Below are 23299 nucleotides of genomic sequence, written 5' to 3' on the forward strand. Positions count from 1 at the left end.
GGGATGATTATCCCCAAAAATGGCTTCTAAAAAAGCACTTATTTTCTTTTGTTTGGTAGTAGGTAGTGTTTCCTGCCTTCAAGCTCAGTCTTTCAGGCATAAACTCGAACAGGCGGATCAATTGTATTTTTTGGATGCACCCACCGAAGCTCAGGACCGCAAGGCTTTGGAATTGTACGAAGAGGTCTTGTCTTTTACTCCTGAACCCGAGGAGTCGATGGAGTTTGTCTTGGCTTGTGAACGGGTGGGAAATATCTACCTCACTTTTAGAATGCCCGAAAAAGCCAAGTACTGGTACTCCAAAGGAATAGACCTCACACGTGCATTTGGGCATTCGGATACCTTGGTGTATTCACACCACCTCTACTTGGGGGAGTCATATTTTGGACTGAATCAATTTGACAGTTCTCTATACCATCTAGAGAAGGCGGAAAAGATTCAGGCAGCATTGAATCAAGGGAAACAGCCGGAGCGACTTTACAATGCACTGGGAGTGTACTTCTTCGAAACGGGGAATTTCAATCGGAGCATTTCCTATTTCACCAAAGCCAACTCCTATCTCGATGCTGAGGATCCCAACCAACTCTACGCCCGCTACAGTTTTTTGAGTAATAAAGCTTCTGCCCTGTATCGCTTGAGGAACTACCGTGAAGCGAAGTCCATTTATCTGGATCTATTGAATTTTGGAATCAATCGGGATCAAATCCTGCTGAACCTTGCCAATACTTATTTGGAACAAAATCAAGGTGAGGAAGCTTTGAGGGTTTTGGGTCAAGTCAATTCCGCTTTTGGGATTAGGTCTCTGTCCTATCTCAATCTCAAAGCCAAGGCTTGGTTGGCGGTTCATCATCTTGACTCGCTTGACCAAACGCTGAAGGAGGCAGAAGTCCTCGTTGCCAAGGAATTTCAAAATAGAAAGATTCTTCAAAAGGCCATTTTTTACACCATTTCGGGGGACTTGGAAGTATTGAGGCAAAATGAAATAGAGGCATTGGGTTTGTATCAGCAAGCCATAGAGCAGCTTTTACCGGCTTTTTCCTCTTCGGGAATTATGGAAAGCCCAAAGGAATTTCCTTTTGGGATTTCTTTTCTCTCCCTCTTCGAGGTTTTGACAAAAAAGGCCAAGGCCTCTTGGAAACTTTACCAGAAGGAAGGAAGCCCTCAGTGGTTTGATTTGGGAGTCGAAAGCTGGGAAGCCGCTTTTCGACTTTCCAGCTTTATCTCTGCCAATTACGACAACGACGAGGCCCGGATATTTTTAGGAGATTGGGTTTTGGATGGGTACAAAACTTATCTTGACGGATTGTTTTTTCTCTCTTCTCCGGAGAATAAGGAAGAGACGATGCGCAGAATTTTTTCACTCTCCGAAAGAAGTAAGGCTGAAGCACTCAAAATCGGCAGGAATCAAGAGGCCAAAAAGCGGAAATCCCAAATTCCAAAAACGCTGATTCAAGAGGAGAAAAATATTCTTTATGCCATTTCAAGGACCTATCAGCAGCAACTGAATGCCAATTCAGAGGTTCAAATTAAGGTAGGGGAGGCGGAATTGGCGGATTTACAGGTCAAACTTTCCAGACTTCGAGAGGATTTCAGAAAAATCCAAGGATTTACCGAGCTGGAAAACCGGGAAATTGCGCTGGAAGCCATTCAGGAAAGTATAGAATCAAGCCAAGCGGTCATGACTTTCTTTCTGAGCGAGGCCCATCTTTTTGTGTTTTCCATCACTTCGGACTCCTTTGAATCCAAAGTGATTCCTTTGGACCAATTTCCTCTTACCATTCTGGAATCCTGGATACTGGGAATAAGGAATCCCTCCCCCTCTGCCCGATGGGAGACTTCTGCTGGGGTCAGGGCTTTTTCCAACCTTATTTTTGGAGATTTTCAAAAGACTTTAAATCAAAGTGACGGATTGCTGATTATTCCTCATGACATATTCAATTCTTTTCCTTTTGAGCTCCTTCCTTTTGGCAAATACAGGTTTCTTTTGGAGGTGCTTCCCGTTGCCTATCAATATTCTTCCTGGACCATTTTGGAAAAATCCCCGGTAAAAAAGCAACGAGGGTATTTAGCCTTCGCACCATTTCTTGGAGAGGAGATTGAATCCAATTCAAGCGGGTTTGCCAGGCTTCCTCAGTCTTACGAAGAGGTAAAGAATCTGGAAGGACAGATTTTGATAGGAAAAGAGGCGAACAGAGCGGCATTTCTCAGCCGGGCGCACCAAGCTGGGATTTTGCACTTGGCGACTCATGCAGTAGCCTCCTCCGAAGACCCCAATGAGGCCTTTATCGCCTTTTATCCAGAAGAGGAGGAGTTCCGGGTTTTTGCTCCGGAGTTGGCTTTTCAGGATCTCCAAAATACCCGCTTGGTCTATTTGAGTGCTTGCGAGACTGGGGCGGGAGTATTGAGTAAAAGTGAAGGAATCATCAGTTTGGCCCGAAGCCTATCCATTGCAGGGGTGGATCAACTGGTTTTTTCTCAGTGGAGCAGTGAGGATCAGGTGGCAGCCTTTATCGCTAAGCGATTTTATCGCTACTTGGATAGGGGAGAGAGCTATTCCAATTCTCTTCGACTGGCCAAGATGGACTTGATCTCGGATCCTAAGATGGCCCAGTTTCATCATCCTTTTTATTGGGCCAATTTCCGTGGGGTTGGACTTCCTGACTCTGGTTCTGATGGGGAATGGGCCCTATGGCAAATTGCTTTGGTTATCAGCCTAGGGCTTATGCTTCTTTTGGCAGGGGTATTAGTACTGGTTCGGAAATAGATTTCCGCCTCTTTCGGTCTTTTTTTCTTAGCAAAACCTCCACTTTGTCGAGGGAAAGCATGCCTTTTTCGATGATGTTTGGCGCCTTGATTACATTTCTGATAGCCGGTGTCAAAGCAGAAAGTACCAGCAGAAAGGCCAAGAGTTCCCCGGGGGTGCTCATCCCGGGAGAGAAATAGATGAGCAAAAGCAAGGAGAAGATCAGCAGGGGACTGAGAATGGTAATCAGACTCTGTCTCAGGGATTCGGATTTTCTGTATTGGAGATTGGCGGTCAGGACTCTTGACTTTTTTCTCTTGAACCTTCGGATAGAGCGATCGATGAGCTTGTTTTCGCGGATAAGGGCATGGCTGCCAAAGCTTTCAGTTACCAAGTTGAGCAGGTTGCTTTTGCTGTTTCTTTTTTCCAGGATCAAAGGAGTCTGGTTTCTGTCCAAAAAAAAGAATGCGGGAAGCAGGATCAAGGCCATGCCCACTACGGTTAAGGTCCAGACAGGATTCAGCCAAAGCAAAACCAAGAAACCGGTCAGTAGGAAAACCGCATCCCTTATCCCTCTGAAAATCCCGGTGACCAGCATATTTCGGATGGCCTGCATGTCCCCGCTGTAGCGGAGGAGGTATTTGCCGAAGGGTACTTCAGAGAAGAGTTCAGTTGACCAATGGATCTGCTTGGAAAAAAGGTCCGTGGTAAGTCTGCTCACCATATGCTCTGCAGAATAGTTGATCGATTTTCTTTCGAAAAAATCCAAGGAAAACTTCAACAGGATCACCGAAAGAAAAACCCCGAAAAAGAGGGAGATGTCCTGAATCCGGATTCCGAATTTTTCCAAAAGCAGGGTTTTGCTGATTCCTTCCTGATAATTGATATCAAAGAAGGAACCGACCATTAAGCTCAGGAGGAATGTACATAGGCTGGAAAACCAGCCCACCATTAAAATAGCCGCCAATTGCGGGTTCTTTTTAATCCAAAGCCTCCTCAGCGTTCTGTTTTTGATCCAATTCATGTGATTTTCATTAAGCTTGGAGAAGATTGTATCCATGCTGGATCTCTGGCCATTTGCCAAGGCTCAAATCCTCCAGATTGAGGATGGGCATGAAGAGCAGGTCTTGTTTTTCATATAAATACTCCTTTACCTCCTTGATCAGCAATGGGCTGGCAGTAAAAAGTCCAGACAAGGCGGTAGGCATAATCTCCCAATTGATCAGCGTCTCCATTCCATGGACTGCAGAGAGGCTGTCTCCTGCGGAAAATACCACCTGATGAACCGTGCTCATAAAGACAGGATTTTGAAGGAGCATCCGGGTTTCTCTCTGAAACAGGCCATCGGCAATTTCCACGACTACAAACTCAGGGTTTTTGGCATTTACATCAGCCAAAAGGGTTTCATAAAGGTTAAGGATTTCGGCTTCTGAACTGAGGTAGGTAGATGGGTAGCCATATTTGGAAAAATCTACGGAAACACAGGCTCCAAGATCATAGGCTAGGTTTTTGTCTTTGGGGTAGGCGGTACCGGTGAGCTTGATGTAAGCAGAGGTTACACCTTTTTTTGCGAAACTATGACCCAAATAGGCCGCTGTGGTAGTTTTTCCGCTATCCATAGAAGAGCCAAGAGAAAGGATTACTTTAGTTTTGTGGGCTTCTTTTCCTGTGAATTTTTTAATGGCATGCTGCCGCTCTCGGATGGTATTTATGATTTGACCCTTGAAGTCTGAAGCCATTCCAATCAATTTTAGCCGGGTAGGCCCTTCCTTTTCATACTTTACGTGGGTGCTTTCCAAAATACCCACTACACCGCCTCCTCCGAGCAAATGATACTCATCCTGAATTTGGGAAGGAATATATCCTTCAAATTGGTTGGTCGCGTACCGGGTGCCGAAGACACACATCAATTGATCCCCGGGCAGAATACTCAGATTACGGCCGGCGGATTGAAGTTGGGTGTGTTTTCCGATTTCCAGGACCTCAAAGACAGCTACATCCCCTGCCTGGAAAGCCACATTAGCAGGAAGTGATTCAGGAGAGATGAGTCGTGCGGGATGGATAGTGCTGCAAAGCATCCCCTTTTTGATTCGTGTGTTCATGGGATAAATGGATTAGAAGTTAATTGGGAGAAAGCCTTCTCCATTGAGTGGTTTGATTTGGTAGGACAAGGCAAATCCGATGATATGTTGATTGTTGAATGGTCTCTGGATTCGGCCGTTGATGGGATTCAGGACATTGATTTTGTTGGTTTCTGAAAAGACCAGGTTGAATTCGTGCTGATTGATGTAATACAGGGATAGGCGAATGGGCTTTGAAATTTTGAAATTGAAATTGGCCATCAGCCTTCCTCGATGAAGACCATTGGAGGTTTTTCTGGTGATTTCCTCTCCGCTTTCTGAAAAGTATCGGATCGGATTGCCGCCGATGTTGAAAAACAGGGCATAGTTCAATGAAGGAGCCACACCAAGAAAGTCAAGCCTTTTCCTTAGGCCGACTCTTGACCCAAAAATCACTCGGTAGTCGAATCTGGGTTCTTGGTCATTGTGAGATTCCAGCTGGAGACTGTTTCGAAGTGAAAAACGGCGATCCAACTTCATCTTGTGACTCCCTTCCAATGTCCAGCGGTGGGTTGTTCTACCCGAGCTGGGAAGGTGCATCCATGCAGAGCCCAATTGAAGCCTCCAGTCCTTGGATAACTGATAAGTTAGTGCCGCTGCATACCAATTAAACGCGGTTTCAAATCCCGGCTCATCTACTTTTAGGGACTTGATATAGGATGCTCTTACATCCAGTTTGTCGGTCAGCGGAGCTCCAACATTAAAGCTGCTCCAAAGTCGGGTTTTGTATTGCCCAAGAACCACTTGAGGTCTCCCGATCAGGAAGACCACTAGGTAGAGCAGAATGAATTGGCGATTGGCTTTCATAAATGGTCGATGATTTAATCTGCCATTTGGTCGCTTCTAGATGAAAACTTGTAATCTTGGACATAAAAGTTTTTTAAGGAATTCCGAAAAAATTGGATAAGGTGTGAAATAGAACCGGACCTAGGATAAATTAAAATTCCATGTGATTATCTGTCAGCCAGCCAGGATAGGAAAATCCAGGTGTAGATGTTGCGGATAATCCCACGATCGATTGACCACATTCCACGGTTCCTCCTTTTTGTATGTTCAGAGAATAGTTAAGACTCGATATGAAAAATCCTTCTTGTGAGACAGCCTCAATTGACCCTTCATTCCAAACCTTTTGGATGAGTAGCAGGAAGACCTGAGACCGAAGGTGGGTATAACTTAACTGAGATACTATCCATTGAGTATGCTCCATTGGTCAAATAGTGGAAAATCCTATTGAATAATCTTTACATCGGCATGTTTGCACGTTACCGATATAAATTAGGTTTTGAGGTTCCAAGTAGGAGGATTCCCCCTTACCAAGAAGGCTAGGGGGATTTTTCATAAAGGAAAATTCACTATTCAAGATCTACGTGAATGGTTCCGGATATACCTATGGAATAATTTTCAAAAGACCGATCAGTCTGCATAATGTAAAAAAGACACCCAGTCAAGGTGTCTTTTTACAATTCCTCTAGAATTTTAGTGTTTAGAATTGCAATAGAGCAATTAATTCATTTTCAATTCAATCTCGGTGGAGTCTTTGATTTTTCCTTCCACTTTCCTGAAAATAGATCCATTGACTTGCTTGGTGATCAATAGCACACCATCGGTCAATTCTGCAGATTCCAACTCAGAGGTGCTTACTCCTGAAAACCATCCTTCGGCGTTGATTTGAAACAAGGCGAGGGGATTATTGACCCCGTCAAGGAAGAAGAGATCGTCATCATCTTCTGCCTCCAGCTCTACTTCAAAATCCCAATCGTCGTCATCATCTCCGAAAACTTGAAATTTGAAGGGCACTGAACTTCCATCTTGCTTGGTATAAGTACCATTTAACTCCAGAGAAGGTTGATTTCTATGGTCAATCAAGTCTAACTCGACTTCAATTTCCTCGTAGTTTCCGGCAGGAATGGCAATGAAGAAGTCGACTCCGGCATCAAATTCGTCAAAGTTGATCTTTTTGATCTCTGGAAACCTGTATTCGAATTCTTTTTCAAACTCTCGTCCGGCCTCATCCACTCCTTCGGTTTCCAGTTCAATTTTTTTGACCTGAATGAATCCGGAGTTGATTCGAAGACCTGCATTGGCCAATCTTGCTCCAGGGTTGCCTGAACTCTGAAGTTTGACTCCCATTCCGATTTTCACCTCACCTGTACCCAGGACATCCGGGTTGTCCTCTTTGGAGCAGGAGGAGAAGGTGAATACAAAGAACAAGAGCAGTACGGGTAGAATAAGATAATTTTTCATGTTTTTTGTTGGTTTTAGTATTAGTCGCAGCCAAGCCGATAGATGTAACCGCTACAACGAAAAAAAAAAAAACTCCCTTGAAGGGGAGTTTTCTTGAATTTTGAGGACTGAGATTTAATTTTTCCATTCCAAAACTCTGATTTTGACTTGATCCCAGCCAGTGAAATTCTGATGGTATGTATGCTTGGGATCCTCTAGGATTTTTTCCATTCTCGTTTTTGCATCTCTTATTTTTTCCTGCTCCAAATACGCTTTCACCAGATAGTAATCAATCTGATCAGCAAATTCCTTGGATTGATTGCTCTTATTTCTTTCCTCGATCTCAAGGAGCAAGTTTTCTGCAGATTCCGGCCGACTTTGGTCCAGGTAGACCATGGATAAGATGAAATAGGCTTTGGCATCATAGCGATCAATCTCGGAGGCCAGTTTATTGATTGTTTCGAAATCTTTCTTTTGATAGGCTTCTTCCAAACTGCTGAGTTCAAATTCGCCGGATCTCATTACAGGGATTTGGTAGTCCAAATGCTTGGAAGTTATGCTTTCTGGAGAAGTACTGAAAAACAAGACTGCCAATGCACTTGCCAGGAAAAGGGTCAAGGAAGCCGCGATCCTACTTATCCACGCAAAGGAAGAAATTGATTTTATGAGAGTCTCCGACTCTGTTTTTGAAGAGGTCCGACCGGCCAGAAACTCAGCTTGGGATTTTCGAACCATTTCTTTCCAGGCAGCTAATTCTATCCCTTCCCGAGCCAATTTTAGGGACTCGAAATCCACCCTCAAGGAAGAATCTATCTCTAATTCTTTAAGAAACTGTTCGGCTTTTTCTGATTCCATCAAACCGTCAAGATAGGCTTCCAGGTCATCTATTTGGTATCGCTTATTCATGTCTTAGTGCTTTTTGAAGATGGGATTGTAAGGCGGGGGAAGATTTGACCTGATCAGTCAGGCTTTGAAGACATTTGTATTTTTTGTTTCTCAAGACCTGCTCTGAACTGAATTCCAATTTTTCACAGATTTCTTTCATCGGTAATTCATCGAAATAGAATAGGGTGAGTACCTGCTTGCACTTCTCTCCCAGCTTCTCGAAGAGCTCCATTACAAAGCGGAGATTTTCATTTCGGCTGATTTCCTCCGAAACGTCCAAGTCGATTTCATTTTTCTCCATTTCGTAGCGTTCGTTTCTGGCACTCATGCTTTTGCTTTTTCTCAATTCCGAAATCCAAAGATTCTTGCAAATGCTGTAGAGAAAGGATTTGATGGATGCTTCTCCTCTGAATTTACCTTGAGTGACTAGCTTGATGAATACCAACATCACCTCCTGAATCAGGTCTGCAGCATCGTCTTGATTGCCTGAGTTTCGTAGAATGTAATTCTCTAAAATTCCATAATGCTGCTCATAAAGCTGATTGATCGCCTGATTGGGATTAGATTTGGATCTGATCTGCTCCAGGAGTTCCTGATCGGTTAAGTTTCGGTTTAGCTTCATCGGCTAATCATCATTTGGTCGACGGTGATGGGAAAAATGTAATCTCAATATCCAACTATTTTTCAAATCTTTTCATTCCCTTGACATTCTTGGTGGGAAAGGGCTTTGAATGTACCTTTGAAAGGATTACCCGTCACTAGGCTGAAAAGAACGTTTCCAAATTCATGAAAATCACCAAGGATCTCTATCAAAGCAATCTGGTTTTACTTACGGACTTTTATCAGCTCACCATGGCTTACGCCTACTGGAAAGCAGGAAAAGGTGAGCAGGAGGCGGTTTTCAATCTTTTCTTCCGCAAGCATCCTTTCCAAGGTGGATTTTCTTTGGCTGCAGGTTTGGATTATGTGATTGATTACTGCAAAAACTTCCGCTTTTCCGGCACTGACTTGGATTATTTGGCTCAGATGAAAAATCAGGATGGAAGCCCGGTTTTCGAAGTGGGTTTTTTGGATTACCTGAAAAACCTAAAATTTTCCTGCGATATCGATGCGGTGGAGGAAGGAACCGTGGTATTTCCCAATGCTCCTTTGATTCGTGTGAGAGGTCCTTTGATCCAATGCCAGTTGTTGGAGACACCTTTGCTCAACATCATCAATTTCCAGACTCTGATCGCTACAAAAGCTGCAAGAATCAATGTTGCGGCTAATGGTGCTCCGGTTTTGGAGTTTGGCCTGAGAAGAGCACAGGGAATCGACGGAGCCTTAGCTGCCAGCCGGGCAGCCTACATCGGAGGCTGTACTTCCACCAGCAATGTGATGGCAGGGAAACTTTTCGGGATACCGGTGTCCGGTACGCACGCCCACAGCTGGATCATGTCTTTTGATACGGAATTGGAGGCATTTGAGGCGTATGCAGAAGCCTTTCCCGAAAAATGCGTGTTTTTGGTGGATACCTACGATACCATTCAAGGAATCAAGAATGCCATCAAGGTTGGGGAAATCCTCAGGGAAAAAGGAAAGGAAATGGTAGGGATTCGGATTGACTCCGGGGATTTGGCCTATTTCTCAATACAGGCGAGACAAATGCTGGATGAAGCAGGCTTCCCCGAAGCGAAAATCGTGGCTTCCAATGATTTGGATGAGCAAATCATCACTTCTCTGAAAACCCAAGAGGCAGCCATCGATGTTTGGGGAGTAGGCACCAAGCTGGTGACGGCTTACGACCAACCTGCGCTTGGTGCAGTATATAAACTGTCAGCAATTAAAGATGAAAAAGGGAAATGGGTGCCCAAAGTCAAAGTTTCCCAGCAGTCCTTGAAAATCAATATTCCCGGTCTTCACAATGTGAAGAGGTATTACAGTAAAGACAAGGCTGTCGCGGATATGATCTATCTGGAGGAGGAAGAAATCAATCCCCGAGGAGTGGTGATCATTGATCCGATTGATCCAACGCGCAGAAAAAGGCTTATGCCGGCTTTTTACTCTGAAGAGGTATTGTTGAAGCCGATTTTCAAAGAAGGAAAGTTGATTTATTCTATTCCCAGTCTGGAAAAAATCAGGGAACGGGCAGCCCAACAGCTGGAATCTCTGGACAAAACCCATAAGCGATTGGTCAATCCTCATTTGTATCCTGTTGGTTTGGAGGAAAATCTCCATCACCTCCGCATGGAACTGGTCTTGAAGTCGCAGAATTTTGAAAATGAAAAAAATGAGCAAGAATAAAGACGAAGTACTTTTGATCGTAGATGTGCAAAATGATTTCATTCCCGGAGGTGCCTTGGCAGTATCAGGGGGAGATGAAATTGTGCCGCTGATCAATCGACTTCAGGAAAAGTTTGACCGGGTGATAGCCACACAGGATTTTCACCCCGCAGATCATGGAAGTTTTGCGGCGCAGCACCCGGGTAAGTCTCCGGGCGAGCAGATCGTGCTGGAGGGCTTGCCTCAAACTCTGTGGCCTGTGCATTGCGTACAGGGATCAGAGGGAGCGGAATTTCATCCAGACTTATCCCGTGAAAAGTGGAAAGCTGTATTCCAAAAAGGGAAAAACAAGTTGGTGGATTCCTACTCGGGTTTCTTTGACAATGCCCGAAGAGGGGATACCGGACTTGGGAGCTATTTGAAAGAAAACGGCGTACAAAAAGTATATGTTTGTGGCCTTGCTTTGGATTATTGTGTGAAGTTTACCGCTTTGGATTCAAATGATCTGGGTTTTGAGACCTTTTTGATCCAAGATGCTACCCGGCCCGTGAATTTGCAGCCTGAAGACGGGGAAAAAGCCAAAGAAGAACTCCAAAAGGCAGGAGTGAAAATCATCAACAGTCAAGACATCTGATCATGTTTGAATTTAATCCAGAAAAGCACTATCCCAAGGAAACTGAAAGCCGAGTCGTCATCCGATTTCAGGATTGTGACCCACTGCGGCATCTGAATAACGCGAAGTATTTCGATTACTTTTTCAACGCAAGAGAAGATCAGGTTCCCAAATTATACGGATTGGAGATTATTGATCTGATCCGCGTTTATAAGGCAGCTTGGGTGGTGTATAACCATAACATCAGTTATGTGAGACCCGCCATGGTGGGAGAGTGGGTGAGGATCATGAGCCGGATTTTGTGGTACAATCACAACACCATTTTGGTAGAGTACTACATGACTGACGACTCCAAAACCCAATTGAAGACGGTACTTTGGTCTACCATGCGCTATGTGACCTTGGCAGAGGGGAAAAGCACGGACCATTCAGGCGCAGTCAATGACTTTCTGAAAGCCACTTCATTTGAGTTGGATATCAGCGATATCTCGATCAAAGACCGGGTCAAACTTCTTAAAGCAGAAATTGAGAAAAAATAGGATGGTCTATTTTTCAAAACCATAATCCTTCTCCACGAATGCAATCCGCGTCTTGTAGGCGCTGTACCATTTTTCCTTTCCTTGTTTTTGGGCCAAAAGGTGGTCTGAGTGGGTTTTCCATTTTCGGATGGATTCGAGGTCTTTCCAGTAGCTGACCGTAATTCCTATTTCTTCCCGGGCACTTTCGTGGCCCAAATATCCCTCCTGTTCCTCGGCTAGCTGAACCATCCAAGTGGCCATTTCCTGGTAATTTTCCTCTATCTCCGTTCTTAAACTGGTAAATATCACTGCGAAATAGGGAGGAGAAGGAGTCTTTGCAATCATTTTTTGGAAAAGAGTAGGGGTAAATGCCTTTTGGATTGTCTTGAGAAAAGGAGGATGAAATTCCTTTTGATGAAAAATACTAAACCAAAAATTATTTACCCACACTAAAATGAAAACACAAGTAAAAACCTTGGCAGCTTGGGCCTTGACGGCAGCTTCTTTGTTTCTATTGACCTCTTGTTTTGAAGACATGGATGTAGTCCAGCAAGTGGATGAGGAGTTTGTAGGAATTCAGGTGATTGAAATCGAATCCGGATTTCTGGAAGTAAACTATCAGGGAATCGAAGGAATGCAGGAAGTCAAGCTAATCGGACAGTTGGAGTCTTCCCGGGGAGAACGATTCAAAATTGACTATACCACAGATGGAGATCGCTTATGGATTGAACTGGATCAAAAATCCGGCTTTGGAACAGGAAGAAACCGGGGCTATCTCTATCTCACAGGTCCAAAAAACATGAAGCTCCAAATTAAAGGTGGTTCAGGAGAAATCAAAGTTTTGGGTATTGATCACCCGGTATTGGAAGTTTCTGTAGGGTCTGGAAAAATAGACCTAGCTGATATTCTGTCTTCAGAAATCCACACGGAAGTTGGTTCTGGATCATTTTCAGCAAATTCAATAGTTGGAAATATTCAGGGTTCTGCCGGTTCGGGAGAATTGAAAATCCAAAATATGGAAGGAAATGTGGAATTAGTGGCTTCCAGTGGAAAAATCGACCTATCAAATATAGAAGGAAGTGTTAATGCTGAGATGAGTTCAGGAAGGGTACAAATGGATGGAGTGCAGGAGCTACAGACTATCCAAATAAGTTCAGGAACTGTAGATGCCCAAAGGGTCGGGCTGGGGCCCAAGACCTATCTTTCAGGCTCATCCGGTAATTTCAGGATTCAGACTTTTTCCGATTTGAATGCGTTTAATTTTGATTTAAAAGCGGGTAGCGGAAAAGTGGAAGTGGGGGATAGAGGATCATCAGGTTCTTTGCTGATAGATCATGGTTCACCATATACCGTGTTTGGTAAGGTATCCAGTGGAAAAATTGAAATTAAGAATTGATTGCGAAACAACTTGGTTTGATAAATGTCAAATAGTCGATTCTGAGTAGGTTGAATCAAATTTTCCCCTTAAATTTGTATGCATGCCGAGTAAATTGATTTTAAGAATCGAAATTTTATTTGGCTGTTGAAACTTTCCTTTCTGAAATAGGTTCTTATTGAGTCCTTCTAGAAAAGGAGAAAAGTTGTTCCAATCACCCCCAAAACCTCGCCAAGCCGAGGTTTTTTTTGTTTTCTAAGGAATGGGCGATTACTGCTGAGTTAAATTCCAGTGAAGAATTTTTGGGTTGAGTGCGAATAGAAATTCTTATATCATTAATATTTTTAATTTTTAACATAAAAATTTCTAATAAAAAATACTTCTGATTTAATTTCCTTTAATTTTACCTCGTGAATTGAATTCTATGATTTCTGTAGTCTCCACGTTGTTTCTTCTCCTGCGTTGGGTTTTGGTCATCCAAAGTCCTTTTGGGGTTGATTTTGGTGGAGGTACACCGCTTTTTTTAAGTGAAGAACAGTCAAATCATCAAGTTGAACTTCATTTTCAAGACAATTCGGACTTCCAGAGTCACTTCGGGTTTTGTGAAAACGCTGAAGAAGAGAAAGAGGAAACCGAAGAAGAGGGGTCGATTTGGGCCTTGTCTGAGCTTATTTTTCAACTTTGTAATCCTACCTTTTCGGGTCAGGAAAAGACTTTTTCCCAATCAAGACCTGGAAAAGGAAGTCTTCATCTCTATGACTTTTATCATTCCTGGAAGATTGCATTGAGTTGATTTTTGCCATTTAGGCATCATTGATTTCTGTCCATTTCGGACCTATTCTATCCCCTTATCGGGGAAAATCTTATTCATTCAGCTCATTTACCATGAACCATTTCAGCCAAGGCCGTGCCTTGAGGATGGATGTGCTTTTGCAGGAACTAAAGCATTTTCTTCCTGCGCAAGCCCCACTTAAGGACTTTGTCCATCATAATACCCTGCATGCTTTCCAAAACCTGCCTTTCAATCAAGGGCTAAAGCAGGCAAAAATCCAGTTTGGATATCAGGGATATCTCCCCATAGAAGAGTATCGCCTCAAGTACCGTGAGGGGAAAATCAAAGGGGAAATCCTCCAGAAGGTTTTGGAAGATCATTTCGGTCCGATTCATTCTCAAGAATGGGCGGTCAAACTATTGGATCAAAATTTTGAGGAAAACGGAATTCCCAAAATTGGCCGCTTGCGTGGACTTTGGAAAAGTGAGTATCACTTTAATTTGGATAAAATTATTCATCCGTTTTTGTTTAGGGTTCTCTCGGCCTATTTGGATCAGGGAATTTCAATTTGGTCTTTTCCTGTCCAAAAAGAAGGCTTTCTGGATTCTATTCGATGGATCGAACGAAATAGTGCCTCATCCTTGCTGAAGTCTGAGCGTGCTCGAATTCTATTGCATACCGATGAACTAGCCTTGGAGGATCTTTTGGAGATTCTGGTAGGAAATCCCGAAGCATATGGCTGGTATTTGTTTGATCAGCAGTTTGCTCATCCGGGCTGGTCTGGGATGGTTGCAGTTTTGGAAAATCAACCCGAAAGCCTTTTGGTTTCAAGGAGCATTTCCCTGGAAGACATGATCAAGTTTGAATGCCTTCTAGAGATCGATGCTTTGGATCAAAAGTTTGGTGAAAACTGGGCACCTATCGGGTTGAAATTTCCTCTATCCACAGCAAGTTTTTTTGAAATCACACCTTTTGAAGAAGTGGATTTGGCTTTGCAATGCTGGCAGGAGGCCTTTGAATGGAGCTATTATGATGAAGTATTGGCTGGAATAGCTGCTGTGAAAAGAGAGCCGGTTACGCCGGAGGTTCCAAGCTTTCAGGCGATGTTTTGTATCGACGACCGGGAATGTTCCACCAGAAGGCATTTGGAGTATATAGATCCTTTTTGTGCTTCTTATGGAACTCCGGGCTTCTTCAATGTTGAGTTTTACTTTCAGCCCGAGTTTGGGAAGTTCCATACCAAATCCTGTCCGGCACCCGTCACTCCCAAATACTTGATAAAAGAAAAGGCCAACCATAAAAAGCTGGCAAAGGATGCGCATTTCAATCAAAACAGTCACTCTTTGATTCGTGGATGGGTCAATGCCCAAACTTTAGGTTTTTGGTCAGCACTTCGATTGGTTGGAAATATTTTGACGCCCTCCAGTTCGGCGTTGGAGGTGTCCTCATTTAAGCACATGGACCCCAAGGGAAGCCTTACCATTGACTATCAAGGGGTGGAGGAAAATGGACTTCAGGTCGGCTTTAAGGTGGAGGAAATGGCAGATCGGGTGGAAGGATTGCTACGGAGCATAGGTCTTTTGGACAAATTTTCCAGCTTGATCTATTTGATCGGTCATGGAGCATCCAGCATCAACAATACCCATTACGCTGGCTACGATTGTGGAGCCTGCTGTGGACGGCCGGGATCGGTCAATGCCCGGGTAGCAGCGGCCATGGCCAATCATCCGAAGGTTAGACAACTTTTAACACAAAGAGGAATCAGCATTCCGGATTCGACCCAGTTTGTCGGGGGGCTTCATGATACCACCAAGGATGAAATCGAATACTACGACGTAGAATTCCTTAATCCGCAGAATCTCCGCAAGCATGAAGAAAATAAAAAGAAATTTGCCCGAGCTCTCGAAATCAACGCGCTGGAGAGATCCAGAAGGTTTGATACGCTGGACAAGGGTAAGTCATTGGGTAGACTCCATGAAGCTGTGAAAAAACGGGCTTTTTCCCTATTTGAGCCCAGACCAGAGTACAATCATGCGACTAATGCCTTGTGCATTGTTTCCAGAAAGTCAACGATCAAGGGTTTGTTTTTTGACAGGAGGGCTTTTTTGAATTCCTATGATTACCGAAAAGACCCGGAAGGAAAGGCATTGGTAAAAATCCTTGGAGCCGCTGCCCCAGTCTGTGGAGGGATCAATTTGGAATACTACTTCTCTCGAATGGACCCGGACAATCTTGGTGCAGGGACCAAGCTTCCTCACAATGTCATGGGCCTGATTGGTGTGGCCAACGGGGCGGACGGAGATCTCCGAACAGGCCTTCCTTATCAAATGGTCGAAATTCATGACCCCATTCGACTTTTGCTGATTGTGGAGCAAGATCCTAAAGTAGTGATGCACGTCATCCAATCTAATCCATCTACCTATGAGTGGATCATTAATTCTTGGCTTCATTTAGTGGTCATTGATCCCCATTCCGGCTCTTTTTTGAGATTCAAGGACGAAGGTTGGGTAGTCTATCAACCTCTATCTAGGATCGACCACATCGAGCACCTGCAGGACAAATTGCTCCTGTCCAAAGATAATCTTCCTGTTTACCTAATCGACTCTCTGTGATGGAATTATCAGCTTGGATACAGCTCATGATCGGTATTCCTTTAGTGGGCTTTGTAATCAGTGTGTTAGTGCCTGAGGAAAAAGAGAACCTTCTTTCCAAAGTAGCCTTTTACACCGCTGGGCTGAACTTGTTCAGCGTATGTTTATTTCTGGTTTTCTGGGCCTGGGATGGTTTTCAGGCTTTGAATCTTCGGGAATTTGTTTTGCTCAAGACTTCGCATTTTGAGTTTTTGGTGGATTTCTTCTTTGATAGGGTAGGGGCCGTCTATGTAGTCATTGGGTCTATGCTGACCTTTCTGATTACCTTCTACAGCCGCTACTACCTACATCGGGAGAGAGGATATAAGCGGTTTTTCAACACGGTGCTCTTTTTCTACTTAGGATTTAACATTACTGTCCTGGCCGGAAATTTTGAGACTCTGTTTATTGGTTGGGAGATTTTGGGTCTGGCCTCTTTTCTATTAGTGGCCTTTTATCGGGAAAACCTCCTCCCTACCCGAAATTCCATAAAGGTCTTTTCCATCTATCGGATCGGAGATGTGGGGATGATCTTGGCCATGTGGGCCAGCCATCATTTGTGGAATGAGAATATCACTTTTCTCAAGCTTTCCAATGCTGAGTTGGTCTCAGAAAGCCTTTCAGGAAATAGCGGAATTGGCTTTTTTATAGCGATGATGCTGCTTTTGGCTGCCGCTGCAAAATCTGCCCAGTTTCCATTCTCTTCTTGGCTTCCAAGAGCTATGGAGGGTCCCACACCTTCTTCAGCGATCTTCTATGGGTCTCTGTCTGTGCATCTTGGCGTGTTTTTGCTCCTTAGAACCTATCCCTTTTGGGAAAATCAATACGCAGTCCGGATCCTTATCGGTTTGGTGGGATTGATTACGGCAGTAGTGTCCAATTTGATTGCAAGAGTACAGACTTCTGTAAAAACTCAAATTGGCTATGCTTCCCTTTCTCAAATCGGGATTATGTTCATAGAGGTAGCTGCCGGATTTGAGGTGTTGGCCTTGATTCACTTTTGTGGAAATGCATTTCTGAGGACCTATCAGTTGTTGGTTTCTCCTTCTATCGTGAGTTATTTGATCAGGGAGCAGTTTTACGGATTTGAGCCTAAAAGCCAACCTTCATCGCCTGTTTGGCTGCAAAAGATCAAAGTTTCCTTTTATGTCTGGAGCCTGAAGGAGTGGAATTTGGATCGGTTGGTCAACCGGATTTTGTTCAATCCCATGAAAAAGCTGGGGCACAAATTGGATTTCCTAAGCTATAGGACAGTCTTATTCTACTTTGTACCAAGCTATTTGCTCGGGTTTGGACTGCTGGTTTTGGGGTATAAATTACCTCCCTCTCTTCACGCTGTCCTTCCCTCGGTTTTTGGTTTCATCGCTCTTTTGATGGTGTTGAAATCCTTTTCAGAACGAAAATCAGCCAGGCTGAGCTGGATGATGTTGATTATGAATCATTTCTGGATGGTTTTGGCTATAGCAGAAAATGAAAATTTTTCTCCAAAAGAGATCATCGTGTACCTAAGCGGAGTAGTGGTCTTCGGATTTTCTGGATTGGTAGTCATCTCCTGGATGAAGAAAAATCTGGGACAGTCAGGGCTATTTGAGTACCAGGGTTACGTGAGAAAATTTCCTGGGTTAGCATTCGCTTTCCTTCTGAGTGTGCTTGGGTTGATGGGCTTTCCGATTTCTCCAACCTTCATCGGAGAAGACCTTCTCTTCAGCCATATTCATGCAGATCAATACCTTTTGGCTTCACTTGCCGCATTGACTTTTGTGATGGAGGGGATTTCAGCCATCCGGATTTTTGGTCGACTCTTTCTTGGAAAAAAAAGAAACCTTCCTGCTGAGGAGTTTGGTTTCAGTCCCTATCTCTTCACCAAGAAGAAAAATCTCTCCCTCAAATCATCCTTCAAATCATCCATTTCATCCTGAATTCTTCAGGGTCTTTGATAAAAAAATATTCCTATGAAAATCACATCAAAACTTAGTGTCCCTAAAGAGGGGTTGGCAGGACTGAAAGAAAACTTCCTTTCAGATGCTACTGCCGGATTTATAGTCTTTCTATTAGCGATGCCCTTGAGTTTGGGTATTGCCAAAGCTTCTGATTTTCCTCCCATCATGGGCTTGATTACTGCAATCATCGGTGGCTTGGTTGTCAGTTTCTTTGCGGGTTCACGCCTCACGATCAAAGGCCCTGCGGCAGGTTTGATTGTAGTGGTAGCGGGTTCTGTGGCTGATTTCGGTGGGGGAGAAGCCGGCTGGAAGTTAGCTCTTGGTGCCATGGTGGTGGCCGGCTTGGTACAGATTGGTTTCGGCTTTTTGAAATTGGGCAAGTTGGCGGACATTTTCCCTCTTTCTGCGATTCATGGAATGCTTGCGGCCATTGGGATTATCATTATTGTAAAGCAGATACCGGTCCTCTTGGATGTAAATCCTGAGCTATACAAAGGATTGAGCATTATCCAAATGATTACTTCCATTCCTCGGTTTTTGGCCAATTTTGATCCTAAGGCTACCCTGATCGGGGTGTATAGCTTGGCGATCATGTTGGGTTGGCCTTACCTGAAGGAGTTCAAATTGGGCAAAATCCCCGCTCCATTAATGGTTTTGTTGGTTGCTATCCCTTCGGAGCTGGCTATGGATTTTGCCCATACTGAGCCTGCGTATGCTTTGCTTCATATTGGAAACTTAGTCGATAATGTGAAATACAATGCCGACTTCTCTGGAATAGCCCAAACAGGAATATTTGTAAAATATGTGATCATGTTTGCCTTGGTAGGGACTTTGGAATCTCTTCTCACGGTCAAAGCAATAGACTTGAGTGATCCATTTCGAAGGAAATCCAATAACGACAAAGACCTCATTGCAGTGGGAATCGGAAATACAATCAGTGCTTTGGTGGGAGGCTTGCCGATGATCTCCGAAGTGGCGAGAAGTTCGGCTAACGTAAACAATGGGGCAAAAACCCGTTGGGCCAATTTCTTTCATGGCTTTTTCATTCTCGTCTTTGTCTTGGTGGCCACTCCGGTGATTGAAATGATCCCCAATGCTGCTTTGGCAGCCATGCTGATTACCGTTGGGATCAAACTGGCCCACCCTAAGGAGTTTGTCAATACTTTCAAAATAGGAAAAGAGCAATTGGCCATTTTCTTGGTGACGATTGTGTTCACTCTTGTGGAGGATCTATTGGTCGGGATTGCTGCCGGTATTTTGTTGAAGGTGATTTTGCATCTGATCAACGGGGCTCCCCTGAGTTCATTCTTTAAAGCGCCTACCTCTATTTCTTTTTCTGGAAATGAATACCTGGTGGAAATCGACAAGGCCGCTATTTTCTCCAACTTTCTGGGAATCAAGAAAAAATTGGAGGAAATACCTGCTGGCTTCCATATCACCATTGATTTGAAAAATGCGGTGATGGTCGATCACTCGGTCATGGAAAACTTACATCATTTCCAGCATGAGTATGAAGAAAATGGAGGGAAAGTCACCCTTGCCGGCTTGGAACTTCACCAACCTGTATCTGACCATCATTTAGCGGCAAGAAGGTTGAAGCCTGCCTGAGCTTGTTGCTTTTCAACGAATCAGACTTCCTATTTCATTCACTGAAACGAGCCCTTCTCCTCTTCTTCCAAAGAGAAGGAGGAAGGTCGTTTTCAATACTTATTGATCCAATGAAATCCTTAGCTACTAAAGTTCAATTAACCTTGCTCTTCTTTTGTGCTGTTGTTTTTTCACTTCAGGCCCAGGGAGACCAAGAAATCAAGCTTTTCCTCAATCAAGAAAAGACACATTGGGTAAAAGGTACCGGTCTTGGACAAATCTGGGTCAGATACACTGATCTAAATCCCGGTTCCACCATTTTTAGCACTCCTAAAAATGAAGTTTTTGACGTAGGCCTGAGGAGAGTTCGCTACCAGGTCATGGGGCAAATCACCGATCAGGTATTTGTCTACACCCAATTTGGCATCAACAGCTTTGGGTCCCTTTCCGGAAGGAAGCCGGGACTATTTCTGCATGATGTCACTGCTGAATATGCCTTGGCCCCGGGAAAGTTAAGTTTGGGAGCAGGTCTGCATGGCTGGAATGGGACTGTCCGGTATTCTTCCTCTTCGGTGGGCTCTATTTTGGGATTGGATTTGCCCTATATCGAAGAGTCAACAAATGATCTTACGGATCAATTTGTCAGGAAATTGGGTGTTTTTGCCAAAGGTCAATTGGGGAAATTGGATTACAGACTGTCGGTTTCCAATCCCTTTCCTATCCAAACTGCCCTCAGTCCTGTACCTACACTTCCTGAAAATGTAACCCAAATTGCCTACTACAGTTTATCAGCTCCAGCATTAAATTATCAGGGATATATCTTTTGGCAATTTTTGGACAAGGAATCCAACCAGTTGCCCTACATGACGGGTACCTATTTAGGGAAAAAGAGGGTGTTCAACATTGGGGGAGGATTTTCCACCCAAGATCATGCTGTAGAATACCGGGAGGTATCTTCAGGGCCAGTAGTTCAGCAAGCTAGTAGACAGTTTGGCTTTGATATTTTTTATGACGTTCCCATTGACACCAGCAAAGGGACGGCCTTCACGGCCTATGTCGCTGGGATCAATTATGATTTTGGTCCCAATTACCTCCGGGCTTCAGGAGCCATGAATCCTGCAAATGGAGTAAATGCGAATGGCTCATTTAATGGTCCCGGAAACACTATTCCGCTGATTGGAACCGGAAAAGTCTATTATACCCAAATGGGATACCTCATGAAAAAGGACTTGCTGGGAAGGCTAGGTACGCTTCAACCCTATGGTCAGTTTACCCTTTCGGATTATGAACGGGTCCAGGTACCCATTTCTACTTATTCAATCGGAGTCAATTGGCTTCAGGCTGGACATCGATCCAAGCTTTCCTTGGATTATCAAAGCCGGCCTGTTTTGAGAGAGGGGAGCGGAGAAAAGCTGGTCCTTGATTCTATGAACCCCAGAAAGGGGATGCTGGTGATGCAGTACCAGTTTAGTTTTTGACACATTTCATAAATAAAAAGAATGATTTCGATTACAAATGGTCAATTAAAGTAGACTAATCAAAAAAAAAAGGGCCGGTTTTTTTAAGAGATTCTTAAGAACCTATTAAGGAAACTCGAAACCGGCTGACTTCAAATTTGTAAAACACACTAATTACTAAAGTCATGGAAGAAAAAATGAATCGTATGGAGTTTTTAAAATCCTTGGGTTTGAAAGGAGCTTCATTATTTGCAGTCTATTGTGCAGCATCGGGTCTTACTAGCTGTATAAATGAAAGTATGGACCCCAATTTAAATCCAGGTACCGGAGCTGGAGATCCAAATGTGTTGAGCTTGGATTTGAGTAGTTCGGCGTATTCGGATTTGAATACTGTAGGGAATTATGTGATTGTAAATAGAATAGTGATTGCAAGGATATCCGAGACTGCCTTTGCGGCAGTCACCCAAGTCTGCTCCCATGAAGGAAAGAGGAAAGTGTATTTCCGGTCTGGAGAATTTTATTGTCCGGAGCATGGGGCAAGATTTGACACATCAGGAAAAGGACTAAACTCCAAAGGGTCCAAAGGACTAAAGACCTATCAGACAGAGTTTTCTGGAACACTTTTAAAAGTGATTTATTGATCATGAGCAAGAATTTTAACAACCCGATTGGGCTAGTGATTCTGCTTTTCGTTTTAACCTTAAGCAGGATTTCTCCAACTAAAGCTCAGGATGATTTACTTCAGATGCTGGAAGCTGAACAATCCAAAGATCCTATTTACACAATTGCAACTTTCAAGGCTACCAGGCTGATTAATGGACAGACAGTAGAAACGATCTCTAGAAATCATCTTAATTTTTGGATTTCTCATCGGTTTGGAGCTGTGAATAGTGGATTTATTGCCAATTTTTTCGGTTTGGATGAAGCCAAAATAAGACTGGGCCTCGAGTACGGCCTTACAGACAATTGGCTCGTCGGGGCAGGTAGGAGTTCTTTGGAAAAAACCTATGATCTGTATACAAAGTACAAATTCCTAAAACAATCCAATTCCATCCCTGTAACGGTCACTGGCTTGGCAGGTTGGGCTATCAATACCATGGAGACATGCTATGGAATGGAGTCGGGAGCTGAAATGAGATTCAATGAAAATCTAGAGCGCTACTCCTATTGGGGACAAGCTTTGATAGCGCGAAAATTCAACGAAAGGCTTTCCCTTCAGCTTATGCCTACCTTCCTTCACTTCAATAAAGTCGAGGATCCCTCCATTTCAAATGACCTGTGGGCTTTGGGCTTTGGTGGAAGATATAAGCTTACCAAGAGATTTACCCTTTCTGGAGAATATTACCATGCTTTTTCGGACCCCATTTCTTATGAATCCAGTACGGGGAAAGTTTACCCATATCAAGATGCCATCTCAATTGGGGTGGATATTGAGACAGGAGGACACGTTTTCCAATTGCATTTTACCAATTCCCGTGGAATGATTGAAAAGCATTTTATCGGTCAAACGGTGGGTTCCTGGGCAGATGGGGACATTTATTACGGATTCAATATTTCAAGAACATTCAGTTTTGATAAGGCCGCAAAACATAAAGACAAATGAAAACCATTGTAAAACTTACCCTACTAATCTTCTTCATGGAAGTAGGAACTGCTTGGACACAAACGCTTTATGGTACTTCCTCAGGGGAAATTTCATTCTACTCGGATACTCCTTTAGAGACAATCGAGGCTCTGAATCAGAAAAGTGGAGCAATAATTAATTCGGATACGAGGGAGGTAGCTGTTCAAATGAGAATCACGGATTTCATTTTTCCCAATAAGCTCATGCAGGAGCATTTCAACGAAAATTACATGGAAAGTGAGAAGTACCCCACAGCGACCTTTAAGGGGAAAATCAAAGAACAGGTTGACTTCACCATCCCCGGAACTTATTCTGTGACAGCTGATGGAGTACTGACTATTCATGGTGTGACCAAGCCAGTTACAGTAAAGGGAAATATTGCATCAACTGAGAAAGGCCTGAAGTTGGAGTTCAAATTTCAAGTTAGGCCAGAAGAATTTCAGATAGAGGTCCCTTCTTTAGTGATCACTAAAATTACCGAAGAAATTGATGTTTCGGGCAGAATGCTTTTGGTGAAGCGATAATTATGTCGCTTTTCTCCTCACTAGGG

Annotated in this window: 20 protein-coding genes; 13 read left to right on the plus strand and 7 right to left on the minus strand. The window is 43.7% G+C overall.

All coding sequences use genetic code 11. From position 1 onward, the window contains the following. Positions 1-19: 19 nt before the first annotated feature. Positions 20-2764 carry a CHAT domain-containing protein gene (locus tag AAA943_RS12335; protein WP_338224561.1) on the plus strand — a complete coding sequence of 915 codons (2745 nt, stop codon included), beginning with the start codon at positions 20-22 and terminating at the stop codon, positions 2762-2764. Here the strand turns inward: AAA943_RS12335 and AAA943_RS12340 are convergent. From AAA943_RS12340 to AAA943_RS12365, 6 genes are all read right to left on the minus strand, one after another. Continuing rightward, positions 2721-3767, minus strand: coding sequence for an ABC transporter transmembrane domain-containing protein (locus tag AAA943_RS12340; RefSeq protein ID WP_338224562.1), 1047 nt, complete (start codon positions 3765-3767; stop codon positions 2721-2723). The genes AAA943_RS12335 and AAA943_RS12340 overlap by 44 nt on opposite strands. A gap of 10 nt (positions 3768-3777) precedes the next feature. Next, positions 3778-4845, minus strand: coding sequence for a hypothetical protein (locus tag AAA943_RS12345; RefSeq protein WP_338224563.1), 1068 nt, complete (start codon positions 4843-4845; stop codon positions 3778-3780). Between the two features lie 12 nt (positions 4846-4857). After that, positions 4858-5670 carry a DUF2490 domain-containing protein gene (locus AAA943_RS12350; RefSeq protein ID WP_338224564.1) on the minus strand — a complete coding sequence of 271 codons (813 nt, stop codon included), beginning with the start codon at positions 5668-5670 and terminating at the stop codon, positions 4858-4860. A gap of 696 nt (positions 5671-6366) precedes the next feature. Further along, positions 6367-7107, minus strand: a complete 741-nt coding sequence (locus AAA943_RS12355) for a hypothetical protein (RefSeq protein WP_338224565.1) — start codon at positions 7105-7107, stop codon at positions 6367-6369. Between the two features lie 114 nt (positions 7108-7221). After that, positions 7222-7992, minus strand: coding sequence for a hypothetical protein (locus AAA943_RS12360; RefSeq protein ID WP_338224566.1), 771 nt, complete (start codon positions 7990-7992; stop codon positions 7222-7224). Beyond that, positions 7985-8593: an RNA polymerase sigma factor gene (locus tag AAA943_RS12365; RefSeq protein WP_338224567.1), complete on the minus strand. Its 609-nt coding sequence runs from the start codon at positions 8591-8593 to the stop codon at positions 7985-7987. Before AAA943_RS12365 ends, AAA943_RS12360 begins: the two co-directional genes overlap by 8 nt. A 164-nt stretch (positions 8594-8757) precedes the next feature. Between AAA943_RS12365 and AAA943_RS12370 the strand changes: the two genes are divergently transcribed. From AAA943_RS12370 to AAA943_RS12380, 3 genes are read left to right on the plus strand one after another with little or no spacing between them, the layout of a single operon-like run. Further along, on the plus strand, positions 8758-10254 hold the full coding sequence (locus AAA943_RS12370; protein ID WP_338224568.1) for a nicotinate phosphoribosyltransferase: 1497 nt from the start codon (positions 8758-8760) through the stop codon (positions 10252-10254). Next, entirely contained in the window at positions 10241-10867 is a 627-nt protein-coding gene (gene pncA / locus AAA943_RS12375) for a bifunctional nicotinamidase/pyrazinamidase (protein ID WP_338224569.1), read from the plus strand. Before AAA943_RS12370 ends, pncA begins: the two co-directional genes overlap by 14 nt. A gap of 2 nt (positions 10868-10869) precedes the next feature. Next, positions 10870-11385, plus strand: a complete 516-nt coding sequence (locus AAA943_RS12380) for an acyl-CoA thioesterase (RefSeq protein ID WP_338224570.1) — start codon at positions 10870-10872, stop codon at positions 11383-11385. 6 nt (positions 11386-11391) lie between these two features. On the opposite strand, the gene AAA943_RS12385 is transcribed toward AAA943_RS12380, so the two are convergent. Continuing rightward, the gene (locus tag AAA943_RS12385; protein ID WP_338224571.1) at positions 11392-11709 is read right to left on the minus strand and encodes an antibiotic biosynthesis monooxygenase family protein; all 318 of its coding nucleotides are present in this window, start codon (positions 11707-11709) and stop codon (positions 11392-11394) included. Between the two features lie 109 nt (positions 11710-11818). Between AAA943_RS12385 and AAA943_RS12390 the strand changes: the two genes are divergently transcribed. The 9 genes from AAA943_RS12390 (at position 11819) to AAA943_RS12430 (ending at position 23273) form a co-directional block, all read left to right on the plus strand. Continuing rightward, entirely contained in the window at positions 11819-12760 is a 942-nt protein-coding gene (locus AAA943_RS12390; RefSeq protein WP_338224572.1) for a DUF4097 family beta strand repeat-containing protein, read from the plus strand. Positions 12761-13163: 403 nt separating this feature from the next. Beyond that, positions 13164-13532: a hypothetical protein gene (locus AAA943_RS12395; RefSeq protein ID WP_338224573.1), complete on the plus strand. Its 369-nt coding sequence runs from the start codon at positions 13164-13166 to the stop codon at positions 13530-13532. Between the two features lie 92 nt (positions 13533-13624). Further along, a complete protein-coding gene (locus tag AAA943_RS12400) occupies positions 13625-16123 on the plus strand; it encodes a YbcC family protein (protein WP_338224574.1) in 2499 nt (832 codons plus the stop codon). After that, positions 16123-18060, plus strand: a complete 1938-nt coding sequence (locus AAA943_RS12405; RefSeq protein WP_338224575.1) for a proton-conducting transporter transmembrane domain-containing protein — start codon at positions 16123-16125, stop codon at positions 18058-18060. Before AAA943_RS12400 ends, AAA943_RS12405 begins: the two co-directional genes overlap by 1 nt. Before the next feature lie 33 nt (positions 18061-18093). After that, positions 18094-19689: a SulP family inorganic anion transporter gene (locus AAA943_RS12410; protein WP_338224576.1), complete on the plus strand. Its 1596-nt coding sequence runs from the start codon at positions 18094-18096 to the stop codon at positions 19687-19689. A 110-nt stretch (positions 19690-19799) separates the two neighbouring features. Continuing rightward, positions 19800-21146, plus strand: coding sequence for a hypothetical protein (locus AAA943_RS12415; protein ID WP_338224577.1), 1347 nt, complete (start codon positions 19800-19802; stop codon positions 21144-21146). A gap of 278 nt (positions 21147-21424) precedes the next feature. Beyond that, positions 21425-21766 carry a QcrA and Rieske domain-containing protein gene (locus AAA943_RS12420; protein WP_338224578.1) on the plus strand — a complete coding sequence of 114 codons (342 nt, stop codon included), beginning with the start codon at positions 21425-21427 and terminating at the stop codon, positions 21764-21766. A 2-nt stretch (positions 21767-21768) separates the two neighbouring features. After that, positions 21769-22728 carry a DUF5777 family beta-barrel protein gene (locus tag AAA943_RS12425; protein ID WP_338224579.1) on the plus strand — a complete coding sequence of 320 codons (960 nt, stop codon included), beginning with the start codon at positions 21769-21771 and terminating at the stop codon, positions 22726-22728. Next, positions 22725-23273 (plus strand): YceI family protein, encoded by a 549-nt coding sequence (locus AAA943_RS12430; protein WP_338224580.1) that lies wholly within the window; start codon positions 22725-22727, stop codon positions 23271-23273. The genes AAA943_RS12425 and AAA943_RS12430 overlap by 4 nt, the downstream gene beginning before the upstream one ends. Positions 23274-23299: the final 26 nt, after the last annotated feature.

The organism is Algoriphagus confluentis (assembly GCF_036245625.1).
Lineage (GTDB): Bacteria > Bacteroidota > Bacteroidia > Cytophagales > Cyclobacteriaceae > Algoriphagus > Algoriphagus confluentis.